A 21947-nucleotide genomic window follows, 5' to 3' on the forward strand; every position below is an offset into this window, starting at 1 on the left:
AAAAGGATTTTACTCGTTAACTTAGTACTATTAGTATATACCGCGCGCTTTCCAATATTTTTTCTTCGATCATGTCTCTTTACAGTTTGGCGCGAATTCTATTAAAAATGTGCCACAAAGCGCAGTACTCCATTTGTACCTTGGGCGCGATTTCGGGCACCTTGTTCAGAGTACACATTTAAAAAAATAAAGTGGTTTTTGCTAAGACTATAGACCATCCCTGGACCAATTGCCCAAACACGCTCCTTGCGATCGGGAACATCAATACCATTTACCAGAGTGTCGGTAATCTGATTGAAAAAATAGCCATTTAAGCCCACAGTGAGCTTCTCTATTACCGCATATCCTACTGCAATATCCCCAAAAACCGCTTGTCCTGCTTGGGTGGAATGGACATTAGGTCCAAAAGCAACGTTAGGACTATGATTGACACCATTCCATAGATAATGCAGGCGTGCCGCAGCGGATAATTTAGGCGTCATCCAAAACGTAAAAGCCCAGTAGGGATTTAACGACAAAAAATTGCTCCCGGGATTAATTGCATTGAGACTGCTGTATCGTCCTGTTGGTATAACTACATCCAGTTCAAAGCGCTGAACAAATAAAGGCCCTTTGCCGTCTTTTCGCATAATTGGATCAAATTGCAGCGCAGGCCCGACCCACCAATCTCCAGGACCATTTTCAGCTTTTAGAATCCTATTATCTAATCCGTCATCCACACGGGCATTAACTACCCAAGGCAAAAGTGTGGCAAAACCTAAATTAGCTCCGAATATTTTTTTTGTCGTTACATAGATGAACTGAGTCACATTTGCAACAACATCAAGTTCAGTACGTGGCAGAGGAAGCTTATTACCCTGGTTATCATTAAACCGATTGGAAGTGTAGTACTGAAAATAATCTTGGAAATAAAAACCTGGGCCGGAAGGAGGACTCCCATCATAAAAACTGGTATAACCCAGGTTAACAACGGGTTGATCATAAGCAAGTACTGAGGAAGCAGCCAATAAGAATGCTAAGCTAAAACAAAAATGCAGTATTACTTTCCATTGCATAAAAAGTTGTCCTTTCTAAAACCTATCTCTTTCTAGTAGTTACTTCAGAGTGATATCTTCTATTGCCTGCTGAACTGAAATGTACGGAATTAACCTGAGTTTTTCAGCGCTCCTGTTGTGCTATGGGGGATGATTATTCTTTTTTGTATATTTATTTGGCATAATTAAATCATTACTCTTCGATAATTGATGAAATTATGTCTGATTTATTGCAGAAGAACAATATATTAAAGGAGGGATTTTCCCATATGAATCAATGGGTAAAAATGAATGTTTTAGGAATTAATAAATGCATCCAATCGTTTTTATAGAAAATCCAAGTGAAGAGGATCACGGCGCCATTTGCAAGGGGATAGATCAGTACGCCGCCCAAATTGGTCTTGCAGGAACAGGTGGTTATTTTTATGCAGCGTATGACGCGCATCACAATATTATTGCTGCAATCTCGGGATTTGATAATTTTGGCCCAGCTGAAATTGGTGGCTTGTAGGTCGATGAGCGATTTCGAAATCAAGGATATGGAAAAGCACTACTTGCTAAAGCAGAAGAATGGGCGAAAAATAAGGGATGTAACATGATGACAGTTTTTACTTTAAAAGATTGGCCGGCATGTGTCTGGTACCAAAAATTGGGTTTTTCTATAGAGTTATGAACGATCCGACCATGCCAATAATTCTATAGGTTGTTATTTGATAAAAAAACTAGACGTGTAGAACAATTCCAGTCTTCTTGCCCAAAATGATGTGATTTGATGTGCTGCTATGTATGCCCTATATGTAAGCATAAGTAAGTAGATTAATATTGCTCTAGTTTTATTGATATCCAAAAGTATTTGATGGAGGTAATACTATGCGTACTGCATTTATCGGTTTGGATTATATTATTGATATCATGCATCCTCAAGGTAAAATCGCGCGTTCCGCTTCACATGCACAGGAGCGAGATGTAATTAAAAAGGTAAATAAGGTTCTGGAAATTGCAAAACTAAAAAATTGGTTACCCATAATGGTTAAAGTAGGTTTTAGTGCACATTATATGGAGCAACCGAAACACTCTCCTATTTTTGGTAAAGTTCATGAATTGGGTGCACTTAAGTTAGGTTCTGAAGGAACTGAATTTCACCCGGAATTGCAAATTGGTGATAGTTTAGTCATTGTAAAACCTCGAGTTAGTGCCTTTTATGGAACGGCACTTGATGCAGCATTGCGAGCAAATCAAATTGAACGGCTTATTATCGGAGGAGTAAGCACCTCTTGGGCGGTGCAAAGCACTGCCCGAGATGCCCATGATCGTGATTATAATGTGTGTATCGTTGAAGATATTTGTGCAGCGGCGAATCAGGAGGAACATCAATTTTCCATCCAATTAATGCAAAAAATAGCACAAATTGTAACGGTAAATGAATTAAAAGGGATTTGATGCAGGTTATTTCTAAGACAATACAAACAATAAAAGATGAGATTCTGATATGGCCGTTGTTAAGAGGTATTAGTGTAGTATTGCCTTTCGCATTTCTTTATTTGAGCACCAATAATCCACGTTGGCTCCAGTCGTCCGTTTTGACTATGGCGACCCTAATTGTCGAAGAACGACTGGCGCTGACTGCATTAGGTGTGTTACTCCATGGCAGTATGATTATTGCAATGTTTTATTTGCTTTTTTTAACCCAAATAACGCCTATGCTGTATGTTGTTTCATGTTCCCTTGCGGCAACGATTGTGATCTGGGTAACAATAAAAGGAGAGAAGTTGCGTCCTTTGGGAAGTTGGACTTTTATTCCTGCCATTATTCTTGCTACGGAGTTTGCAGCTGAGACTAAGCCCGCAACAATGTTTTATCAAGCGCCTCAATTCTTACCGTATTTAGTGTTTGCATTAATTCCTACTTTATTGATTGCGCAGATTGATAAAATGAGAGCATTTTATAAAAAGCGTATCACCCATTATCATCCCTTGCGATTAGGAGGGTTAGGTGATTTCGGAGAACAAAAGCCTTATCTTGAAAGCATGATCGCTATAGCACTTGCTGTTTTTATTTCTGCATTTTTAGTTGAGTATGTGCAAATGGAAAACGGGCAATGGATGATTTGGGGGGCGGCAAGTGTTGTGACCGGTAATATAACGACAACCCCACAAAAATTACGTCAACGCGTTACTGGAGTCTCCATTGGTGTACCATTAGGTATTTTATTAGGTCAGTTCATTCCCAATACCCCTTTTGATTTGACGTTTAACGTGTGTGGTGTTTTTTTAACTTTAGTGGCTTTTCGTCGTTATGCAGTTGCATATACTTTTCGGTGCTTCTTTGTTACAACAGCTGTGATATTGGCGACTCATTCAGTGAGTATTGCTTCAGAGCGCTTTACTCACGTTATATTGGGAGGTCTCGTAGGATTCGTATGCGTTATGATCTGCCATTTTTGCTTACTTTGGACAACAAAAAATAAAATTTAAAATTGAGATGTTATTTGAATTTTTGAACGGGTTACATTATGGGTTAGAGATATTTATCATTTTTTTGTAGGAAGATTTCTAATAAATTAAGCTACAGGGAGGAGTAACTATGCGTTGTCGAATGAGTTATTCAAACGCTTTTATTGCTGTTTTATTGATTTTATTGATTATCCCAGCTGTTTCTTCAGCAGCACAAAAATTTAATCTGCGGAATATGCGTTATTGCGAGATTATTTTTTCTAAAAGTATTGGTTATTATGCAGTGTATAATACGATTGGACTTAATAATTGCCCACAAAATATTTGGGATAAGATAACACCAAAGGATGTAGAAAAAGCTACAGGATCAACCCATGTTTACTTGAATGGTCCTCGTTACTGGACAATTGATGGAATGCAAAATTCTGCTCTAGTTAATCCGGATATCATGACATTTAATGGGTTGGCTATGCGCGAAGCGGGAGTACTCTATATTCGTTTAAGGGATGTATTATTAGATGCCCCTTATAAGCTGCGGGATGTCGCTCGAACAACAACGTGGATTTATGATGCGGGAAAACCTGTTTATGAACTCATTGACCCCAAAGGCAATGTGTTTGTCATGCAATCCTATAGTGTGCAAAAAGTACCACAAACAGAACAATCTCTAGCTCAGTTGGGTGCAAAACTGAAGTTGCCTGCCCATTGGCAATTTAAAACAGGGATTCTTAAGAAAGCGGGCGCAGTACATGCGATTGATCATATGGCTGTAGTTGTTCAAGATGATTTTTTAAATACTTATCAAAAAGCAACTCATGATTTGCTTGCAGATTAAAGAGAGCTCACAATAAATGGGAAATTTGAGCACTTTAATGGGAAACGGAGGAAGCTTTTTATGGGCTTTTACAAAGTCCGTTATTTGTTCTTCATCCTTAACTGTGGCAGATGAATACAGCTAGTACAGGTATGTTTAGTATACTTTTCGGTAACAATATTTATACTTTTATTTCCATACGAGAATTTCTGGTAATTTGCGCGGTACTACCGGTTGAGGGGCAGCTGGAAACCCTACAATAATGGGGGCAATTGCTGTTATATCAGAGGGAATATTCAGTTTTGTTTTCCATTCAGGGGTATTTAATGCCGAAACCGCAAGGCCGATAACACAGGTTCCCAGTCCTTGAGCACACGCAGCGAGTATTAAGTTTTCGGCTGCCAACCAACAATCTGCAGTTACAAAATGGCCATGATATTTACTGTAAATAATGATGAGGGTGTTTGCATTATAAAATGCATGAAAATCAGGATCATTTATAAGTTCTTGCAGATATTTCATCTGTATTTTTGAATAGTTAAGGGATTCTGAATAAATGAGTGCTTTCACACTGTCTGATAAACGATCTAATGTATCCTGATCTTGAATTACAGCAAAAGACCATGGTTCTTCATGCATGGCAGTAGGCGCTTGAACTGCGGCATCAAGTAATGCATTAATGGTTGTCGGATCAAGTTTTTTTGATGTGTAATTACGTATGGATCGGCGTTTGTAAATTATTTCAATTTCGTGCATTAGGGCTTTTTCTTCCTTAGGTTTTTTTGAAGTAGCCATAATTTTCTCCGTTTAAACCCTGTGATCTTACAATCACAAGAAAAATAACACATTTTTTAATACGATTTCTTCGAGGTTGTTGTGCTTGTTTTTCATGACCAACATAAGAACTCCTTTTTCTGGGGCGATGAATTGGTTGTAGATGATAGGCATGGATGTTTTTTCATAACATCAAAATAATTCCCCTTTTATGGTTCTTAAATTTTGGTTCATCTTCCCGCTTTGTCAAGTTTATCAAATCAGGCTCGATTGATTGAAAAAAACAAAGTATTATTTTGGAGGTTATTTTGAAATAACCAAGATAATCGTATAAGCAGCATTTTTGGAAGGAGCCTGCCGGAGAGTAAGGATGCGTTACTTTTACCCTGAACCACTAAAACCTGGAGATACCATTGGGCTGATTACTCCATCCAGTCCCATGATCCCGGGCATATTGGAAGTTGGTACTTCCTACCTACAGCAAAAAGGGTTTCAAGTGAAGCTGGGACAGTATGTGCGTGCTACTGATCGTTTTTTAGCCGGTGAAGACGAATTCCGGGCAAAAGATGTTATGGGTTTTTTTATGGATGATGAGGTTAAAGTGATCATGGCGATTGCCGGAGGTTATGGAGCGCAACGAATACTACCTCTTCTTGACTATGATCTTATTCGAACTCGGCCCAAATATTTATGCGGGTTTAGTGATACTACCGCTTTACACGTGGCTTTACTTAAGAAGGCGAGAATGATTTCTTGTACAGGATTTGTATTTGGTGATTTAGGAGATGGTCCACTCGATTCTTTAATTGAGCAGACTCTATGGACATGTCTTGCAGGAGAATCATTTCAAATCAAAGAAGGGCAAACAGTGCAACCGGGTATCGCCAAAGGGAGATTGATTGGTGGCAATTTGGAGGCCTTGATTTCATTAATGGGGACACCTTATCAACCCGAAATAAAGGACTGTATTTTATTGTTAGAAGACGTAGGTGCAGAGCCTTATCAGGTAGATAGCCGTTTATCTCAGCTTGATATGGCTGGAGTCTTTAGGGAAGTTAATGGTGTTATTTTTGGACAATTTGCTCGCTGCGTCGCAAAATATTTTCCGGAGCGTGATGGGATTGTTGAGGATGTGATTGAAGAATGGTCATTGCGGATGAACGTACCTTGTATTAAAAATTTTCCGTACGGACATTTTTCTAGGCGATGTGTATTACCTCTTGGTAAAGAAGTTCTTTTGCATGCAGATCAATGTTTAGTGACTATTTTATAATACATTCAGTACCAAATGAGTTATTATATTTTTTTAATTGTAAAGGTTAAATATAATAAAAAATGAGCAATCCCCTATGAACTACAAGAAGATAAAATGGAGCTGAACTATCATGTATGACGCGATTATCTTTGATTTTGATGGAGTTATTTTAGACAGCGAACCTCTTCACTATGAAGCATGCTGTCATGTACTTAAGTCATTAGGGATAACTATAAGCTATTCTGAATATATGAAAAAATACTTGGGTTTTTCTGATAAAGACATGTTTCCAAGGTTATTGCACAATGAGGGAGTTCGTTGTTCGGATAAAGAAATCAAACAGTTGATCCAGCAAAAAGCCATGGCCTATATCAATATTATTCATCATCGAGATTCCATACCTCTGATTGTAGATTTTGAGCAATTTATTTTTAAAATTTCTTTTAAAATTAATAAAATTGCCATTTGTAGCGGATCCAGCCGCCCCGAAATCACCGCGGTACTCTCTAAAGTAAGAAAGGGAAAATTACAGGCTTATTTTGATACCATTGTTACATCAGAAGATGTGCAGAGCGGCAAACCATCCCCTGAAGGTTATTTGCTAGCAGCCAAACGTTTAAAGGTTGCTCCTGGACGCTGTTTGGTCATCGAAGATACATTACATGGAGTCAAAGCAGCTAAAGTGGCAGGGATGCAAGTAATTGGTTTGATGACAACCTATGACAGACATCAGTTTTTAATTGCGGATAAAGTCATTACAGGCTATAGACAGTTATTGGCTAGAGTCTGGTAAGGAGTATTCATATAGCCAGGGAACGTAGCAAAATTAGGGAAAATCCATGGGCTAAAACTTCTGGTTCCGCTACATTCACTCAGAAGACAAGGCTTTGAGCGCGGCTTTATTGATTTGCTAACCAATCTTCATAGGTTAAAGCAAAGCGGAAATGATCGCACCATACGTCGTTTATTTTTAAGTATCTTGGGGAGAATCCTTCTTTAAGAAAGCCATTTTGGGTGGCTAAATGAATGGATGCCGTATTAGTAGGTTGGATGTTTGCTTCTATGCGATGCAGTTTTAATTCTAAGAAAATTTCTTTTAAAACCAGTTTTAATGCTCGACTCATTAGTCCTTGGCCAGCATAGGTTACCGATGCAAAATAACCCATATACGCACTTTGAAACATACCGTGTATCATTTCATTAATATTGAATACACCGATAATCTCTTCATTTTGGTTTAATGCTAAAAAACATCGGCGATCCGCGTGCTGATATTTTTGGAAATAGGCTTGAAACTCCTCAGAAGTTTGGGGCGCCTTAACAAAAGGATAGTGAAAGTCCCGGCTTTTTTGCATGCTCAGGAGAAAATTGACTTCATCATGCTGACTTAATGTACGCAGCAGTATTGTATTTGGTGTTTGCATAAGTATAGATGTTTGAGAAAGCGAACATATTATCACAGTTATCATTTAGGAGTTTAGGGTTTACCTGGAGTTTGCAAATACGACGGAACTGGTTTGAATTGCAAAGTAAGTTCTTCATTTGAATCACTTTATTATTTGGGATAGAATCGGCAAAAAAATACCCAGGTAATTGAACTCATGCCACTTATTGTCAATTTATCAGCCATACATGCCTTGAAACCCATCAGCACCTGTGTTCGAGCATTTGAAGATATTTGCGATCGTTATTCTACTGGGTATTTCAGTTGTTGTTCCAGTTTCTTTCAATCATGGACAAATTATGCTTGGCTTATGTATCAACTGGGTAGAAATGACTCTAAATTGATTCAGCCTTATCGCTTAGGCAAGCTCACCACAGAGCAGTTTCTGGAGCGTTTATTGAAGATTTTTTCATTTCTTGAGGATGCAACTCCTGAAGAAGGGGAGATGGAGGAGTTAAAAGGCAAGCAGTTGTATTCCAATACTTTTGCAAGGATGCTTTTAGAAAATGCTTGGAATTCACAAGTTGAATGGGATGAGTCAAAGGCAGATTATCTCTCAGCATTAATTCATGAAGCGGAGGGAAGCGATTTAAATGCAGAAGTTTCACAAGCAGTTGAGTCTAAGCCTAAAAGAGATCCTATTTATTTCATTGCGAACACCAATGAATTGCATGTGTTACAGATTCTCAATATGTTGCGAAAAGCCTATCCATCCATTAAATTTTATCGAAATATTGATTTAAGTATTAAGGAAGACAAAGAGCCGGTTGAAATTGCTCCGGGCATATTTCTTTGTTTATCTTACCGTTACCAACTATTTAAAACACAAGAGGAAAACCAAACGGTTGATCCCAGCTCAACGATGTCGTTACTCAATTATTTGGTTACGAAACAATTTACAGATGTACCTGTTTCAGAACTTCGTGTTATTAGCCAGCACCAAGAGGATTTGGTCGAAGCGCTACGCGTTGGTATTGATGCGGATCATATTTATCAGGCTAAAGATTATTTTGCAGTTCAAACAGCAAATATAAAGAAAATGAGTTAAATCTATGGATAAGGTGTGCTTGGGGCTCACATTATATTTTTTCTTACTAGGGAGTACCGCGAGTATGGCTATGGACATAGTAACTGTAGAACAACCTCAATACCGCCAGGTTCTAAAGAGCAAGGCTCAAGAAGTCCAGTTTCCTTTAAGCCAGGAAGATAAAGAGTTAATTGCTGCAATGAAGACGAAATTGCATGAACTGGGCGGGGTTGGCTTGGCCGCGCCCCAGGTAAACTGTGCAAAAAAAATAATTGCTGTTTATATTCCCGAAGAAGCGACTTTATTGCGTGATAATGTTAAAAAGTTCTATCCTATGCATATTATGATTAATCCAAATTACGAACCGATGGCAGCTTCTGGGATGCACCAAGATTTTGAAGGTTGCTATTCTGTTTCCAGCAAATCTGGGAAAGTTCCTCGTTATGAGCAAATCACGGTGAGTTATTATGATGAGTCAGGCGATTTTCATCAACAAATTGAAGAAGGATTTTATGCTCGGGTTTTACAACATGAAATTGATCATTTAAATGGCTTTCTAATTATCGATCGACTTACTCCAGATTGCATACAAGGTACAGTTGAAGAAATGATGGCTTTACGACGAGAATCGTTACCTCCAGAGAAAAGAGCTCTCTTTGATCAGGCTATGGCACGAAAGAATAAAAAATAACCCTTTAAAGATTACCTTATATGAGTTTATCCGCATCATATTGAGGAGTGCTTTGTAATAGTTCAGCTAAATTTTGAGCAGTAAACTGAGCTTTTGCTTGTACATAACCCGCTTCAGCAATTTCTTTGTATTTTTTGAAATCCAGAATGCCGTATTGGTCTATTTTTAAAGTAATACCATAATCTGCCATGGCCATCATTTTCGAAGTATTTTGATGAGAGCTTATGGTTAATAGCCTCAATACCAACTCACCTAGGTTAATAGGTAATATGGACTCTTTCCCCATAAATTTATTGTACAGCAGTTTCCAACCAGAAAGTGAATAGGGTAATGGTGTTAATTTAAATATGTTGTTAATGCTGATATTGGAAGCAATAATTTTACTGCTATGAGAGTACTGTCTCATGATATTAGTAGGGATATTATTGAGTATCCCGCCATCAATCAGAAGTTTGTCATTAAAAGACACTGGCGGATAAATAAAAGGCAGGGATATGCTGGAGCGAATGGATTCCCATAATCGTCCTCTATCATGGACATATAAATTTTTGCTGATTAAATCTGTTGATACGCAAAAATAGTTAAGCCATAAATCTTCGATTTGACTGTTTTCACCATAGAGCTCAATAAGACTGTCTGTGGCTCTTCTGCCTGTAGCAATCGCGATGTAGGGAAAGGTAAAGTCAATCTTGGCGCCTTTAATTAAATGCTCTTCCACATATTTCAAAACATCACTGGAGGAATATCCCATGGCAAAAGCAGCCGCGAGCATTGCCCCCATGCTTGTTCCGGCAATGTAATCTACAGGTATTCCTCGTTCTTCTAATAAGCGATAAACCCCTATATGGGCAAGACCTCGTGCTCCGCCGCCACTGAGTACTAAGGAAATAGTATTGTCAGTAAGGATACGCATCATTCGAGAAGTACCTTCCTCTGTATTATTTCGAACATGGAAATGACTGTTGACAGAGGGCCGTTTTTCTAACCAGTTTTGCGTATTGTTTGGTGGGTTTGCAGTTTGATGAAGAAGTACTAATACGTTTCGTTTAATAAAATTACTCTGCATCGTTAAGATGTAATTTTCTACCTCAGATAACGCAGGATCATGTTCTTCTGCAAGCGCTAAAAAAGCGAGCGAATCAGCTTGACGAACGCAAAATTTAGTCCAGCTTGTTATTGTTTCATCGGCTAGGTAGAAAATAAAGGAGTATTCTTTTTCTAGTTGGTTAATCCATAAAATCCCTTCATTACTCATATTTCCATTTACATCCAGCAGATTTGTTTTATTTTCCAGATAACTGCTGTTTAATAAAAGAATTTTTTCTCCATAAGAGAAACGACGAATCATTTCTTGCAATTGAAATTCGAGGTCTTGTATTGGTCTTACAGGGATTAGAGCAATGGATTTATCACGTGCAGCAGCGCTATGAATTCCCTGCAGTGAATTGGTTAGTCGTTGAATGGTGAATTGGGTTATTTTATTCAGTAGTTCAGGAAAAGTTTTGCACAATTTCAAAAAATTTTTTTTCGATAATTTTAATATAATGCTGTCGCGTAAGGTATAGACATTCGCAGAGCGTGGTAAATCAGATAAAAGAGCCATTTCGCCTATAATTGACCCTTCATGTAACTCGCCTTGAAACGTTATATTTCCTTCAATATCGGTTATCTGATAGTAAAGACGACCTTTAATTAAAATGTAAAGATCATTCATATTTTCCCCTTTTTTTATCAAAAGGGAATCACCGGTTCGAGACTCGATTTCCAAAACACGAGAAAGTTTTGCAAGGCATGCATCGCTCATAAACCTAAAAGGCTCATGCTGTTTAATGAATTCAAAAATTTCTTTGGGTGTAAGTAAGGGTTGATCCATATTTTATTGTTAATCAAGATTAAATTAATTATTTCTATTATAGACTTTGTTTTGGGAGTAGGGATGAGTGGAGGCCGCTTATTGCCGTTATTCCTGCGATTTGGCTAAACACTAAGGAAAACCATTATTTTTCAAAGGTGAACTTGACAAAATTAAATATAAATTTCTAAAATGCGAAGGGCTAAATTATATTTTGCCTTATAGCTATATTTAACTAACTCTAAAAGGAATTTAGTAATGAACAAATTACAATTAACAGGCGTTGCTCTTGCAATGGGTGCTGCTTCTATGTTTGCTTTGACCCCTGCTTTTGCTGCTGATACTTCTGCTGGCATGGTAAAATGCCAAGGTGGTAATGCATGTAAAGGACAAGGCGCTTGCAAAACTGCAGATAACGCTTGTAAAGGCCAAAACGCTTGTAAAGGCAAAGGTGTGGCTGAAATGTCTCAAGAAGACTGCCAAAAAGCTGGTGGTACTGTTGTTCAATAAATTTCATCTGAATTTCGCGTAACTCCAGGCATGTTTGCATGCCTGGTTTCACATTTTTCCCCGGACTGAATATGGATATCCCAAAGTATAAAGTAACTGAAAAAATGCCTTTTTTAGGTTTTGGATTGGGATTACGACCTGATTATTATGAAGAAATCTTAGAACAAAAACCCAACTTGGATTGGTTGGAGATACTCACCGAAAATTACATGGTTCCAGGCGGCAAACCACTTTATTATCTTGATCAAATACGAGCCCACTATCCTGTAGTGATGCATGGGGTGTCTCTTTCATTAGGAAGCACAGATGCTCTAGATCGAGACTATTTAAATCAGTTAAACGCTTTGGTCGCTCGTGTCGAGCCAGTATGGGTTTCTGATCATTTATGCTGGACTGGGGTTAACGGCATTAATGCCCATGATTTGTTACCCGTTCCCTATACACGTGAAACTGTAAACCACATTGCATCACGAATTCAGCAAGTACAGGATTTTTTAGGACGTCCCATTTTAATTGAAAATGTTTCCAGTTATCTTACTTACAAACAATCTGAAATGACTGAATGGGAGTTTATCCAGGAAATTGTAAAACAAGCGGATTGTTATATTTTATTAGACATAAATAATATTTATGTGAGTTCTGTAAATCATCAGTTTAATCCTATAGATTATATTATGGCCATGCCCGCTGAGCGTGTAGCCCAAATTCATTTAGCTGGTCATTCAAATCATGGAAATTACATTATTGATACGCATGATGCACCAGTAATTCAACCTGTTTGGGATCTTTACGCTGCAGCATTACAACGTTTGGGACCAATATCATCTATGATTGAACGGGATGACAATATGCCTCCTTTCTCAGAGTTGCTCGCAGAAATCAATCGCGCACGGCGAATTGCGGAATCAATATTGGTTGAAGAGGTATTTGTATGATCACGCTTTCTCAGTTACAAGATCAGTTTCAAAAATTTTTATTATCAGGGCACGCTGCGATTCATGGATCTATAGTACAAACCGATTTGGTATCAGTGGATATTCGTTTAGGCATTTATCGTGATGCTTATAAACTTCGGCTTATTGAAAGTTTGAGTACTAATTTCCCGGCGTTGTATGCTTATTTAGGAACTGAAGAATTTAATAAGTTAGCAACTTATTACCTTGATGCTCATCCTTCTTATTATCGATCCATTCGTTGGTTTGGTGATTTATTACCAGATTTCATTAAACATAATTATCCACAATATCCGTATTTATATGAGCTTGCTGATTTTGAGTGGAAAATGGGTTTGGCATTTGATGCTGCTGATGAACAGATAGTACGAGTTGAGGATATGGCAGTTATTCCACCTGAGGCTTGGCCCAATCTTCAATTTGTTCTCCACCCATCACTGCAGCGAGCCAATTATTTGGGAAATACAATTCCTCTTTGGCAGGCTTTAACTCACGAACGAGAGCTTCCGGAATTGCAACAAAACTCAATACCTACATCCTGGGTTTTATGGCGCTCACCAGAATATATAATTCAATTTTATAGCTTGTCTGATGAAGAAGGTTGGGCTTTAGACAACTTAACACAAAGACTGTCTTTTGGTGCACTTTGCGAAGGGCTTTGTCAGTGGATAAAGCCGGAAGAGGTGGGGATGAAGGCTGCTTCTTTTCTCAAAGGTTGGATTCAAAATGGTATGCTATCGCAATTATTGATTGCCGATTAGTTGCTTTTTTCAAATAAATACTTCCTATTGCGAGTTAAATTCTCTCGTAGCATAATATGTGAACATTTTTGTTTTAGACCTCTTTGGAAACTCGCTGGAGAGGGGAGTTGCGAGGAGACATGGAGCGTCGCAAAACTGGAGTGTACACGCAAGCAAGTACATGAGGATTCGAGCACCGTATCGACGAAGCAAGACGTCGCTACAGTAGAGTTTCCGAAGAGGTCAAATTCTATAAAGTGCAACCGGGGAGCATATCAATGTCTGGAACCAAAATTGAAATGGACAAGGGACCATCCATGACTTATCCGAGCTCCGAAGTCTCCGATGATACTCTTACTGTGGAAGTGCAAGAAAGGATAATCGATAATCCAGGTGGTGGTGATTGCGGATTTTATGCTTTTGCTATAGGTTTAATCGATATTATTCAAAAAGAGCATGCACTTACCGGAACAAGCAAAACTTATGATCAATGGAAGATCCAAAGTCGTTATCACATCAGTTTTCAAGAGATTCTTGGCATTGATTTAAATGAATTATATCATTCACGTGGAAATTATAGGAAAGAACTCCAAGAGCTCCTGTTCAAGTTACAAATGTCTTTACGAACTATTGCCTGTAATATCTATAAAGACGAACCCATTAACAGAATAATAACAGAAGCCGTATTAAAAGATGGGCGAGCCAATATTGAAGCCACTCCAATATTTTGTAAGTTCATGGAATTGGTAGATTTTTTCTTAGGAAAAGGCGATTCACTTGCCAAGATAAGCCAGTTTAACGAATTAGCTTTTTCTCGTGAAGTCCAGGAGTTGGCAATAGAAACTGCTCAATCGCTAGTACCACTGATAACAGATAAAAGCGAGAAGGAAGCAAAAAGAATACAAAATACTCATGTCAAAGAGGCATTACTAAAAGACGTAGTAGTGGACAGGAAAGCAAATCCGGATTCAGTTATTTTAAAAGGCGTTGAAAAGATTAAAGAAAAAGGAAGATGGGCAACTCATTATGACTTGAAAGAAATTGCAGATCAACTTCATGTAAATCTCCATGTAGTCGGTAAGGTGAATGGACGTGATAAACCTTCTTACCCTGTGATTACCTTATATAACGAGAGTAACATCCATTGGACTACAAAAGCGACAATAGTTAAAAAAATGTCAAAAGCTTTAGCAAAGCCCACTAAACTCCTTGAGGTCAGTTCGCTACCCGGTTTAAGCAGTAAGAAAATAATTGAGTTAGAAACAGAACCTAAGCCACTTAAAAAAGATACTGTTACAAAAAAATCACCTATCCAAGATCAAAATTTCCAAAAAACAGAAGTAGGTACGCAAAAGAAAACTCAACCTCAAGTAATGAAGAGACAGCCTCAATACTCTATTTATAACCAAACTCTTTTTAATCACAGTGATGAGATACCTTTAACGTCAATGAGTTCAAAGGAAGATCAAAAAGAATTAAATCGATTAATTCATATAGTCCATCGAGCAGTAATAGCATATTGTACCTATAGTGATGGAATTATTTTTTCACTTTTTCACAGACATGGCGCATCCGGGAGGACAAGAGCCAGTAAGTTTGATGAACAGCTTTCCTTAGTTGAAGACCTTGAGCAGGCCAAGAATATGTTAATGGATTTTCTAGAAGATAGTAAAAACGGCAATACTCATCCTCATTCATTCAGGACTATGTTATTACAAGGGTTATTAGCTGCAAATGACCCGCATCATAAAAAAGATTTAAAATATGTTTCTAAAAATTATTCAGTACTTTTAGAGGAGTTTCAAGAGGAGTTAATTCCTGATGAACTGGTAATTTCTTTGTAAGCGTCCACGCTGGAACGCCATATTTTGTTCGTTCAACCTCAGCGCAAATCTGACGTTCTACTAAGAGTCACAAATACCTTATGAAGTAAGGCGGCATTTATTCATCTGAGTAGGCTCGTTTTCGACTTAATAAAGCAAGAAGGGGGGGTAATATTGAAATAAAAATGATCCCGTAAATTACTACAGTGAAATTTTCTTTGACTAATGGAATGGAGCCGAGAAAATAACCTAAGCTCAACAAGCTGACGATCCATATTAAGGCACTAATCAAATTGTATAATGAGAAATGAACAATTCGCATTGTCCCTATACCTGCAACAAAAGGTGCAAAAGTACGTATGATTGGAAGAAAACGTGCAAAAATTATCGTTTTACCTCCATGTTTTTCATAAAATGCATGGGTTTCCTCTAAGTGTTTTCTATTAAGCAGCCAGGATTTATCGGTAGAAAAAATACGAGGACCTAGTAAACGACCAATCAAGAAATTGATTTGATTTCCCAAAACTGAGGCAAGAAAAAGCAGCAGCAACAAAATTGAAATATTTAATGGGTTCCCAGGTTGCGCTGCGATACTGCCTGCAGCAAAAAGTAACGAGTCTCCCGGTAAAAAAGGGGTCACAACAAGTCCGGTTTCGCAGAAAATCACTGCAAATAAAAGCAAATAAGTCCAAAATCCATAGTTTGAAACAATGGCATTTAGATAAACATCAATATGAATAATATAATCAAAAATAGTGTTTAAAAGCATTTTATATTGAAATTGGATTAAATAAAGTAAATATTCTTACATACTTATTTCTTAATTAATATAAATTTTATATCTCCAGCGTGCCTGCTTTTGCTATTCTTATAGAATAGACCAATACAAGGAGTATGTATGGCTCAGAAGAATGGAATATGGAAAAAACAAAAAACGATTAAGAAATTAAATTCATGAATACTTTATTTCATCTCGCATTCCCAGTGCATGATCTTGCTCTCGCAAAAGATTTCTATCACCATAAATTGGGTTTTTCATTAGGACGTGAATCGGAGCATGCACTGATTTTAGAATTCGACAATCATCAAATTGTGGCACATAAAGTGGATACCATCCTTCCTTCACAAGAAGGTATTTACCCAAGACATTTCGGCTTAATTTTTCTCGAGCGACATGAGTTTGAGGCTTTTTTGACAAAAATTAAAAGGGAGCAGGTTTCTTTTGAAATTCCATTGAAAACACGATTTAGTGGAAGTCGAATTGAACATCTATCCTTTTTTTTGAAAGATCCCAGCAATAATTTGTTGGAATTTAAATATTATCTATTTAGCTCGGCCATTTTTGGCGAAAAAGATTTTAAACGAATTGGCGAGTCATCCAATAAGAATGAATCAAGATAGATCAGTGTAATGATACAATGTAACTCTGTTCTCGCTTATTGATAAATGGTGTGCAACTGTCTTGCATTTTTTTATACACAAGAATTTCTAATAATCAATATTAATAGTAACAATACATTTTGATCTAAATCCCAGTCATTCCCGCGCAGGCGGGAATCCATCTCACAAACAAAGTAATGAATTAATATGATGGATAGATTCCCGCCTACGCGGGAATGACACTCTCAGCTGTGTTCTTTTTTAATTTACATTCGCTGTGCGCGCTTTGGCTTTTAGTCTTCCTTGGAGAGTTGCAAGATTGGGTCATTTTGACCTGAGGTATCGTCAGTTTTTTGATAAGAAACATCCACTAATTTTTTCGCCTACATACCGTGTTTTATGCCTGAACGATCGTCAGTTTTTTAAATTTATTATGTACCACTTAAGTTTCTCTACGTACTGCTTTCCTACGTACCGCGCTTTATGCGCGGTATCCAGAACGATATTTTAAGATGCCGCTGAGCATTTCTAGAGCAAGATCCCCTGGATACCGCGCATAAAGCGCGGTACGTAGACGAAGAAATTAAGCGCGGTAGGTAGGCGAAAAATTTAGTGGGGGTTTCTCAAAACTGACGATCACTCAGATCATTTTGATCCAATCTACTTGCTAATTATTTCAATAGTGTGAGCGGTTACGATACAATATACGACATGGGTTTCACTTTGGGTGAACTCGCAAAATCTGCCGGTGCAATAAAGCCTTTTGGATTGTAGTTTATTGTAATACCAATGGATTTATAACAAATGAAGACATATTCAGAACAAATGAATGCATGTTGTGAGATAACCTCGGGACTTGTTTTGTCAAAACCAAAAGCACTCATTCCTATTCGCGCAGCAATTTTGAGTATTTCCTCAGTATCATAAGGATATCCAAGTAAATCAACTGCTTGTTTTGAGAGATTTGCAAGAGAGTCTGTAGGGAAATCCTGATGACGAGCCAGCATTAACCTTCCAGGATATCCCTGACCGCTTCCATTATAATTACGTACATAACTGCTTAAGGGCACTGTACGTACCCCAAGGGTTTCAACACTTTCCATAATCATGATTCGATCAATGGATTCCAGGCGCACAATAAATGCAACATGACTCCACACGCTGTTTGTTGCCCCTTTAATCATAGTAGACATTAAGGAGTTTCCCGAAGCAAATAGGAGATCTCCCGTTTTGATAGTATCTCTTATTTGTTCATAACTATTTACACTTACATTAGGAAAACCATCCATAGCTACTCCCGAAAATAATGGAAAATAACGGTAAATATAACCTTTGCTTACATCTTTTAACAGACCTTGCCACAATAAGTTGAATAACCGTTTTGGTAATCTTACAATGGATTTTTATAGGTGGAGTTTTCTAGCCAAGGATGCTTAGTGCGTTTTTTATTTCCTATTAGTTTGTTCTTAAGCGCCATTCTTTTATTTAGCATTCAACCTATGGTTGCTAAATCTTTATTACCTGTTTATGGTGGAACACCGGCAGTTTGGACCGTATGCATGCTTTTTTTTCAGGTTGTATTGCTGATTGCTTATGGATATGCCGTGGTGCTTGGTTTTTTTAATAAACCAAGTGTATGGCGAATGATGCACGCCGCATTTGTTTTTTTGAGTTTTATTACTTTACCGCTTGTATTTCAACCCTTGATCCTTCATGAATCTCCTGAATGGAGCATTTTATCTAATTTATTCACCCAATTGGGATTGCCCTTACTTGTTATTGGTGCTTCAGCACCTTTATTGCAGTTTGCGTACAGCCAGACTAAAGAAAAAGGCGCCACAGATCCTTACTTTTTATATGCTGCTTCTAATTTGGGTAGTCTCTTGTCTTTATTACTTTATCCTTGGGTAATAGAACGTTTTATAGGGTTAAAAAATCAATTTTATTTATGGAACATAGGTTATGTAGTCTATGTAGTTCTGTTGTTTTTTATTCTCATTGCTAATCGTTATCAGCCGCTTGAAAAACAAAATGAATTCGCTGCAGTCTGGTCTTGGCAGAAAATACTGTATTGGATTTTTTTTAGTTTTGTTCCATGCAGTTTAATGCTGGGAGTGACTTTGTATATTACTACAGATATCGCAGCAACCCCTTTATTTTGGGTATTGCCTTTGGCTTTGTATCTGCTTACTTTTGTGCTTGTGTTTACTAACAAACCCCTAATTTCATTTCCCTGGATAGCACGAAATAGTGTATTTTTTCTCATTTTTCCAATTATTGGCTTTATTTTAAATGCAGGACAAATAAAGGCTTGGCAAGGTATCTTGTTTCATTTGTTGAGTTTCTTCGGATTAGCATTGCTTTGCCATAGTCAGTTATTTTTCAGCAGGCCTAAACCCCAGTCTCTTACTTTATTTTATTTTTGTTTGGCTCTTGGGGGGGTAATGGCGGGGGTGTTCAATGGAATTTTAGCACCCCGTTGGTTCAACCAGATTTATGAATATCCTTTGGCAATCCTCCTAAGTCTTTTTGCTTTACCTCAAGTCCCAAGAAAGTATGGCTGGTGGGTTCCTGTAGTTGTCCTGGCTCTTATGCTTCTTCATTACACTCTTCGCGGTATTTATTGGCCTGGAGGTTTTTCATCCTTTCAGATCTGCGCTATTTTGGCATTAATTGTTATCGTTATCTGGCAAGAAAGTAAAACCAGTTTGATTTTATCGTTATTCATTTTATTTGGGTTTATTTTTTCACCACTCTTGCAAAATGACTCAATTTTAATCCAGGTACGCAATTTTTATGGGGTAAAAAAAGTAATAAATAAACAGGGAACACATGTCCTGATCAATCAGTCTACAGTGCATGGATTGCAGGCTTCAGGAGAGAAAAAACCTACTGGACTGACTTCCTATTATGGAGCGGTTAAACCCCTGGTGGATGCCATGCAACAAAAATGGAGTTCTTTATCCGTAACAATTATAGGCTTAGGTATTGGTACTATGATCTGTCAATTTCGAAAAGAAGATCAGATTAAAGTAATTGAGATTGATAATCAGGTCATTGATCTCGCAAAAAATCCCCAATTATTTACTTACTTACATAATTGTGCGCCACGTGTCTCCATTATAAAAAATGATGGACGATTGGCTGTAGAACAATTACCGGATCATTCCCAAAACTTATTAGTCATTGATGCCTTTAGCTCAGATGCAATTCCTGTACATTTATTAACTCTTGAAGCATTTACTTTATATCAACAAAAAATTACCGAAGACGGGGGCATATTGATTCATTTAAGTAATCGGCATATGAAATTATTCGCTGTGATCAATGCTGCTGGTAGGTCTTTGGCGTTGAAGGTGCTTTATTTAAATAATAAAGGCCTTCTGTCATTAGGTCAGTTTGATTCTCAGTGGGCTTTTTTGACTTCTAATGAAAATCTGGCTTTTCAAATTATGAAAGGGACTCATTGGCACTTTAATACCAGTGACGAGCAGTTTTTATGGACGGATGATTATTCTAACTTAATCCCATTGTTCAAGTGGTAGCTATTATTTATTGCTCATATAGGGGAGTTTGGAGCGTGGTTTATTGACTGCATGAGGTTTATGATCGCATAGTATTTCCCAAAATATTATGCGGATCTGTTATGCAGTATGCAGTTTGTAAAATCAATTTGAGAATGAGTTTTAATCCTAATTTCAAACAAGTAAAAGTCTTAGAGAAAAGGTGGTTATGAATAATTATTGGCAACTGGGTGAAAAATACTATCCTTTGCTGCAACACGTTCAAGTAACAATTCAAATTGACTATTATCTAAAAATTCTTCTTGGGCATCTTTTAAATAGCCTGCCTCAGACATCAATAATTCTCCACTTTCAAAGGCTTTCAATCCGCTATCACTAAACAATTTTGGATAGTATGAAGGATGAAGATTAGTTAATTGCCTCATGGAATTAATGTAGTTATTTTCAAACAACTTTAAACCATTGGCGGATATAATATGCTCCAGTGAACTCTTATTAAAGTAGATTATTGCAAACCAACCTGAGATGTAGTTTTTTTTCATCATTTTTAAGCCACGAGGTGACACGAGCAGGTTGACTAATGGTTGAAGTTTGGGATTGTCTGATAGTTTTGCATCAATTTCCACGGCATTAGATGAGTCGAGTTTTCCGCTATTGACCAGTTCAATGAGTGTGGAGTTTTTTACTCTGGCGCGAGCACAGTCTTTGCTAAAAAACGTATTACTCCCAATGGGCTTAAATTGGCATAGTTCTAATTTTTTGGCGGCTATGATCTCAGGAGGTAGATACATGAGGCCATGCATGTAACATTGTAATGAGTCCAAATTGGTTAGTTTTTTACCGGAAGATTTAGCATTGGCAATTCTGTTAGCAAACTCATCATTCTGGGCACTGTAATCACCATATTTCAATATCTCTTCAAAAGAAAGTGATGTTAAACCCTTTTTCCTGGCAAATGTCTCAGCATCTATTTTTAAGGACTGGTAAAAAGAATCTTTTTCAATTTCACGTTTTATAGCGGGTGATTTAGTAATTTGATATTCAGATATTTTTTTGTGTAACCACATAGCCCCGGTTCCTTTTTTCCTTAGTCCCATATGAAAATAGGCGGCTGGTGAATTATCAATAGCATCTAGCTCGATACGACCATCTTTACCAGCTTGGATACTCTTGTGAAAGGCATATTCAAACAAAAGAGAACCAACATATTTATATGGAGCATCAGAATTAATCGTATAATTATCCATACGATGGATATAAAGGCAATTTTCCTGGATAGAATACTTCATATAACCAATCTCTTTGCCATTTACAAAAACCCTCACCTCTGTGCGTGGACCAAGTAATGTCTCTCCTGAGAATTTATGAATCCTATAATTAACTGGTTGGTTAGAGGAGGTTCTGATTTGGGTGGTTAAGGGCATTTTGCAGTCTCTGCGTAATGAATGATTATTAAGGCGGCGAAATAGTAGCAGATAAAAAGAAAATTACAATGACTCATGGGGTTATTGAGTCAACCATAGAAATTGAACAGTTAATAACAGCAAAAGAAGCTTTCTTCCTGAAATTCTTTGTTCTTTAACAAAAAATTGGCCTATGCACTTTAATATCTTTTTGTATTGCTTTGCTGCCGATTTCTCAGACACCAAGGCTACTAATAGGAATTATGCCTA

General features: G+C 37.5%; 21 protein-coding genes and 1 pseudogene. 15 read left to right on the plus strand and 7 right to left on the minus strand.

Translation table 11 applies throughout. From position 1 onward, the window contains the following. Window positions 1-101 precede the first annotated feature (101 nt). Window positions 102-1055, minus strand: a complete 954-nt coding sequence (locus LXO92_RS06915) for a SphA family protein (protein ID WP_182351937.1) — start codon at window positions 1053-1055, stop codon at window positions 102-104. Window positions 1056-1344: 289 nt separating this feature from the next. Here LXO92_RS06915 and LXO92_RS06920 point away from each other — a divergent pair, with 289 nt between their 5' ends. From LXO92_RS06920 to LXO92_RS06935, 5 genes and pseudogenes are all read left to right on the plus strand, one after another. Next, on the plus strand, window positions 1345-1545 hold the full coding sequence (locus tag LXO92_RS06920) for a hypothetical protein (RefSeq protein WP_182351938.1): 201 nt from the start codon (window positions 1345-1347) through the stop codon (window positions 1543-1545). Window positions 1546-1557: 12 nt separating this feature from the next. Further along, window positions 1558-1707: pseudogene (locus LXO92_RS17270) on the plus strand (GNAT family N-acetyltransferase); the annotation flags it as partial. Between the two features lie 197 nt (window positions 1708-1904). Next, window positions 1905-2474 (plus strand): cysteine hydrolase family protein, encoded by a 570-nt coding sequence (locus tag LXO92_RS06925; protein WP_182351939.1) that lies wholly within the window; start codon window positions 1905-1907, stop codon window positions 2472-2474. After that, a complete protein-coding gene (locus tag LXO92_RS06930; RefSeq protein ID WP_182351940.1) occupies window positions 2474-3508 on the plus strand; it encodes an FUSC family protein in 1035 nt (344 codons plus the stop codon). The genes LXO92_RS06925 and LXO92_RS06930 overlap by 1 nt, the downstream gene beginning before the upstream one ends. Before the next feature lie 109 nt (window positions 3509-3617). Then, window positions 3618-4322 carry a hypothetical protein gene (locus tag LXO92_RS06935; protein ID WP_232890674.1) on the plus strand — a complete coding sequence of 235 codons (705 nt, stop codon included), beginning with the start codon at window positions 3618-3620 and terminating at the stop codon, window positions 4320-4322. Window positions 4323-4490: 168 nt separating this feature from the next. Here the strand turns inward: LXO92_RS06935 and LXO92_RS06940 are convergent, their stop codons facing one another. Then, window positions 4491-5096 (minus strand): nitroreductase family protein, encoded by a 606-nt coding sequence (locus tag LXO92_RS06940; RefSeq protein ID WP_232890675.1) that lies wholly within the window; start codon window positions 5094-5096, stop codon window positions 4491-4493. A 349-nt stretch (window positions 5097-5445) separates the two neighbouring features. Here LXO92_RS06940 and LXO92_RS06945 point away from each other — a divergent pair, with 349 nt between their 5' ends. Further along, complete coding sequence (locus LXO92_RS06945; RefSeq protein ID WP_232890676.1) at window positions 5446-6348, plus strand: S66 peptidase family protein; 903 nt, start codon at window positions 5446-5448, stop codon at window positions 6346-6348. Between the two features lie 112 nt (window positions 6349-6460). Further along, window positions 6461-7123 carry an HAD family hydrolase gene (locus tag LXO92_RS06950; RefSeq protein WP_182351944.1) on the plus strand — a complete coding sequence of 221 codons (663 nt, stop codon included), beginning with the start codon at window positions 6461-6463 and terminating at the stop codon, window positions 7121-7123. A 106-nt stretch (window positions 7124-7229) separates the two neighbouring features. On the opposite strand, the gene LXO92_RS06955 is transcribed toward LXO92_RS06950, so the two are convergent. Then, the gene (locus tag LXO92_RS06955) at window positions 7230-7754 is read right to left on the minus strand and encodes a GNAT family N-acetyltransferase (protein WP_182351945.1); all 525 of its coding nucleotides are present in this window, start codon (window positions 7752-7754) and stop codon (window positions 7230-7232) included. Between the two features lie 177 nt (window positions 7755-7931). On the opposite strand from LXO92_RS06955, the gene LXO92_RS06960 reads away from it, so the two are divergent. After that, window positions 7932-8822 (plus strand): hypothetical protein, encoded by an 891-nt coding sequence (locus LXO92_RS06960; protein ID WP_182351946.1) that lies wholly within the window; start codon window positions 7932-7934, stop codon window positions 8820-8822. Between the two features lie 64 nt (window positions 8823-8886). Continuing rightward, entirely contained in the window at window positions 8887-9492 is a 606-nt protein-coding gene (locus LXO92_RS06965) for a peptide deformylase (RefSeq protein ID WP_232890677.1), read from the plus strand. A 16-nt stretch (window positions 9493-9508) separates the two neighbouring features. Here the strand turns inward: LXO92_RS06965 and LXO92_RS06970 are convergent, their stop codons facing one another. Continuing rightward, on the minus strand, window positions 9509-11365 hold the full coding sequence (locus LXO92_RS06970; protein ID WP_182351948.1) for a cyclic nucleotide-binding and patatin-like phospholipase domain-containing protein: 1857 nt from the start codon (window positions 11363-11365) through the stop codon (window positions 9509-9511). A 237-nt stretch (window positions 11366-11602) separates the two neighbouring features. Between LXO92_RS06970 and bufA2 the strand changes: the two genes are divergently transcribed. From bufA2 to LXO92_RS06990, 4 genes are all read left to right on the plus strand, one after another. Then, entirely contained in the window at window positions 11603-11854 is a 252-nt protein-coding gene (gene bufA2 / locus LXO92_RS06975) for a BufA2 family periplasmic bufferin-type metallophore (RefSeq protein ID WP_019233847.1), read from the plus strand. A gap of 71 nt (window positions 11855-11925) precedes the next feature. Next, a complete protein-coding gene (gene bufB / locus LXO92_RS06980) occupies window positions 11926-12789 on the plus strand; it encodes an MNIO family bufferin maturase (RefSeq protein WP_182352763.1) in 864 nt (287 codons plus the stop codon). Next, window positions 12786-13568 (plus strand): HvfC/BufC N-terminal domain-containing protein, encoded by a 783-nt coding sequence (locus LXO92_RS06985; protein WP_182351949.1) that lies wholly within the window; start codon window positions 12786-12788, stop codon window positions 13566-13568. The genes bufB and LXO92_RS06985 overlap by 4 nt, the downstream gene beginning before the upstream one ends. A 257-nt stretch (window positions 13569-13825) precedes the next feature. Further along, the gene (locus LXO92_RS06990; RefSeq protein WP_182351950.1) at window positions 13826-15391 is read left to right on the plus strand and encodes a hypothetical protein; all 1566 of its coding nucleotides are present in this window, start codon (window positions 13826-13828) and stop codon (window positions 15389-15391) included. A gap of 97 nt (window positions 15392-15488) precedes the next feature. Here the strand turns inward: LXO92_RS06990 and LXO92_RS06995 are convergent, their stop codons facing one another. Beyond that, window positions 15489-16139: a DedA family protein gene (locus LXO92_RS06995; protein WP_182351951.1), complete on the minus strand. Its 651-nt coding sequence runs from the start codon at window positions 16137-16139 to the stop codon at window positions 15489-15491. A 185-nt stretch (window positions 16140-16324) separates the two neighbouring features. On the opposite strand from LXO92_RS06995, the gene LXO92_RS07000 reads away from it, so the two are divergent. Then, complete coding sequence (locus LXO92_RS07000; RefSeq protein ID WP_182351952.1) at window positions 16325-16771, plus strand: VOC family protein; 447 nt, start codon at window positions 16325-16327, stop codon at window positions 16769-16771. A 671-nt stretch (window positions 16772-17442) separates the two neighbouring features. On the opposite strand, the gene LXO92_RS07005 is transcribed toward LXO92_RS07000, so the two are convergent. Next, on the minus strand, window positions 17443-18039 hold the full coding sequence (locus tag LXO92_RS07005) for a YiiX/YebB-like N1pC/P60 family cysteine hydrolase (protein WP_182351953.1): 597 nt from the start codon (window positions 18037-18039) through the stop codon (window positions 17443-17445). A 147-nt stretch (window positions 18040-18186) separates the two neighbouring features. Here LXO92_RS07005 and LXO92_RS07010 point away from each other — a divergent pair, with 147 nt between their 5' ends. Next, window positions 18187-20295: a spermidine synthase gene (locus LXO92_RS07010; protein WP_232890679.1), complete on the plus strand. Its 2109-nt coding sequence runs from the start codon at window positions 18187-18189 to the stop codon at window positions 20293-20295. Between the two features lie 185 nt (window positions 20296-20480). Here the strand turns inward: LXO92_RS07010 and LXO92_RS07015 are convergent, their stop codons facing one another. Next, entirely contained in the window at window positions 20481-21563 is a 1083-nt protein-coding gene (locus LXO92_RS07015; RefSeq protein WP_232890680.1) for a hypothetical protein, read from the minus strand. Window positions 21564-21947 lie beyond the last annotated feature (384 nt).

This window comes from Legionella resiliens (assembly GCF_021344005.1).
Classification (GTDB): domain Bacteria; phylum Pseudomonadota; class Gammaproteobacteria; order Legionellales; family Legionellaceae; genus Legionella; species Legionella resiliens.

Excerpts from the sequence above, each read along its gene's own strand:
- LXO92_RS07015 (WP_232890680.1), bottom strand. The coding sequence starts at position 21,563 with ATGAAGTATTCTATCCAGGAAAATTGCCTTTATATCCATCGTATGGAT.
- LXO92_RS06920 (WP_182351938.1), top strand. The coding sequence starts at position 1,345 with ATGCATCCAATCGTTTTTATAGAAAATCCAAGTGAAGAGGATCACGGC.
- LXO92_RS06940 (WP_232890675.1), bottom strand. The coding sequence starts at position 5,096 with ATGGCTACTTCAAAAAAACCTAAGGAAGAAAAAGCCCTAATGCACGAA.
- LXO92_RS06960 (WP_182351946.1), top strand. The coding sequence starts at position 7,932 with ATGCCACTTATTGTCAATTTATCAGCCATACATGCCTTGAAACCCATC.
- LXO92_RS06955 (WP_182351945.1), bottom strand. The coding sequence starts at position 7,754 with ATGCAAACACCAAATACAATACTGCTGCGTACATTAAGTCAGCATGAT.
- LXO92_RS06985 (WP_182351949.1), top strand. The coding sequence starts at position 12,786 with ATGATCACGCTTTCTCAGTTACAAGATCAGTTTCAAAAATTTTTATTA.
- LXO92_RS06950 (WP_182351944.1), top strand. The coding sequence starts at position 6,461 with ATGTATGACGCGATTATCTTTGATTTTGATGGAGTTATTTTAGACAGC.
- bufA2 (WP_019233847.1), top strand. The coding sequence starts at position 11,603 with ATGAACAAATTACAATTAACAGGCGTTGCTCTTGCAATGGGTGCTGCT.
- LXO92_RS07005 (WP_182351953.1), bottom strand. The coding sequence starts at position 18,039 with ATGGATGGTTTTCCTAATGTAAGTGTAAATAGTTATGAACAAATAAGA.
- LXO92_RS06935 (WP_232890674.1), top strand. The coding sequence starts at position 3,618 with ATGCGTTGTCGAATGAGTTATTCAAACGCTTTTATTGCTGTTTTATTG.
- LXO92_RS06930 (WP_182351940.1), top strand. The coding sequence starts at position 2,474 with ATGCAGGTTATTTCTAAGACAATACAAACAATAAAAGATGAGATTCTG.
- LXO92_RS06995 (WP_182351951.1), bottom strand. The coding sequence starts at position 16,139 with ATGCTTTTAAACACTATTTTTGATTATATTATTCATATTGATGTTTAT.
- bufB (WP_182352763.1), top strand. The coding sequence starts at position 11,926 with ATGGATATCCCAAAGTATAAAGTAACTGAAAAAATGCCTTTTTTAGGT.
- LXO92_RS06925 (WP_182351939.1), top strand. The coding sequence starts at position 1,905 with ATGCGTACTGCATTTATCGGTTTGGATTATATTATTGATATCATGCAT.
- LXO92_RS06970 (WP_182351948.1), bottom strand. The coding sequence starts at position 11,365 with ATGGATCAACCCTTACTTACACCCAAAGAAATTTTTGAATTCATTAAA.
- LXO92_RS06965 (WP_232890677.1), top strand. The coding sequence starts at position 8,887 with ATGGCTATGGACATAGTAACTGTAGAACAACCTCAATACCGCCAGGTT.
- LXO92_RS06990 (WP_182351950.1), top strand. The coding sequence starts at position 13,826 with ATGTCTGGAACCAAAATTGAAATGGACAAGGGACCATCCATGACTTAT.
- LXO92_RS06945 (WP_232890676.1), top strand. The coding sequence starts at position 5,446 with ATGCGTTACTTTTACCCTGAACCACTAAAACCTGGAGATACCATTGGG.
- LXO92_RS06915 (WP_182351937.1), bottom strand. The coding sequence starts at position 1,055 with ATGCAATGGAAAGTAATACTGCATTTTTGTTTTAGCTTAGCATTCTTA.
- LXO92_RS07000 (WP_182351952.1), top strand. The coding sequence starts at position 16,325 with ATGAATACTTTATTTCATCTCGCATTCCCAGTGCATGATCTTGCTCTC.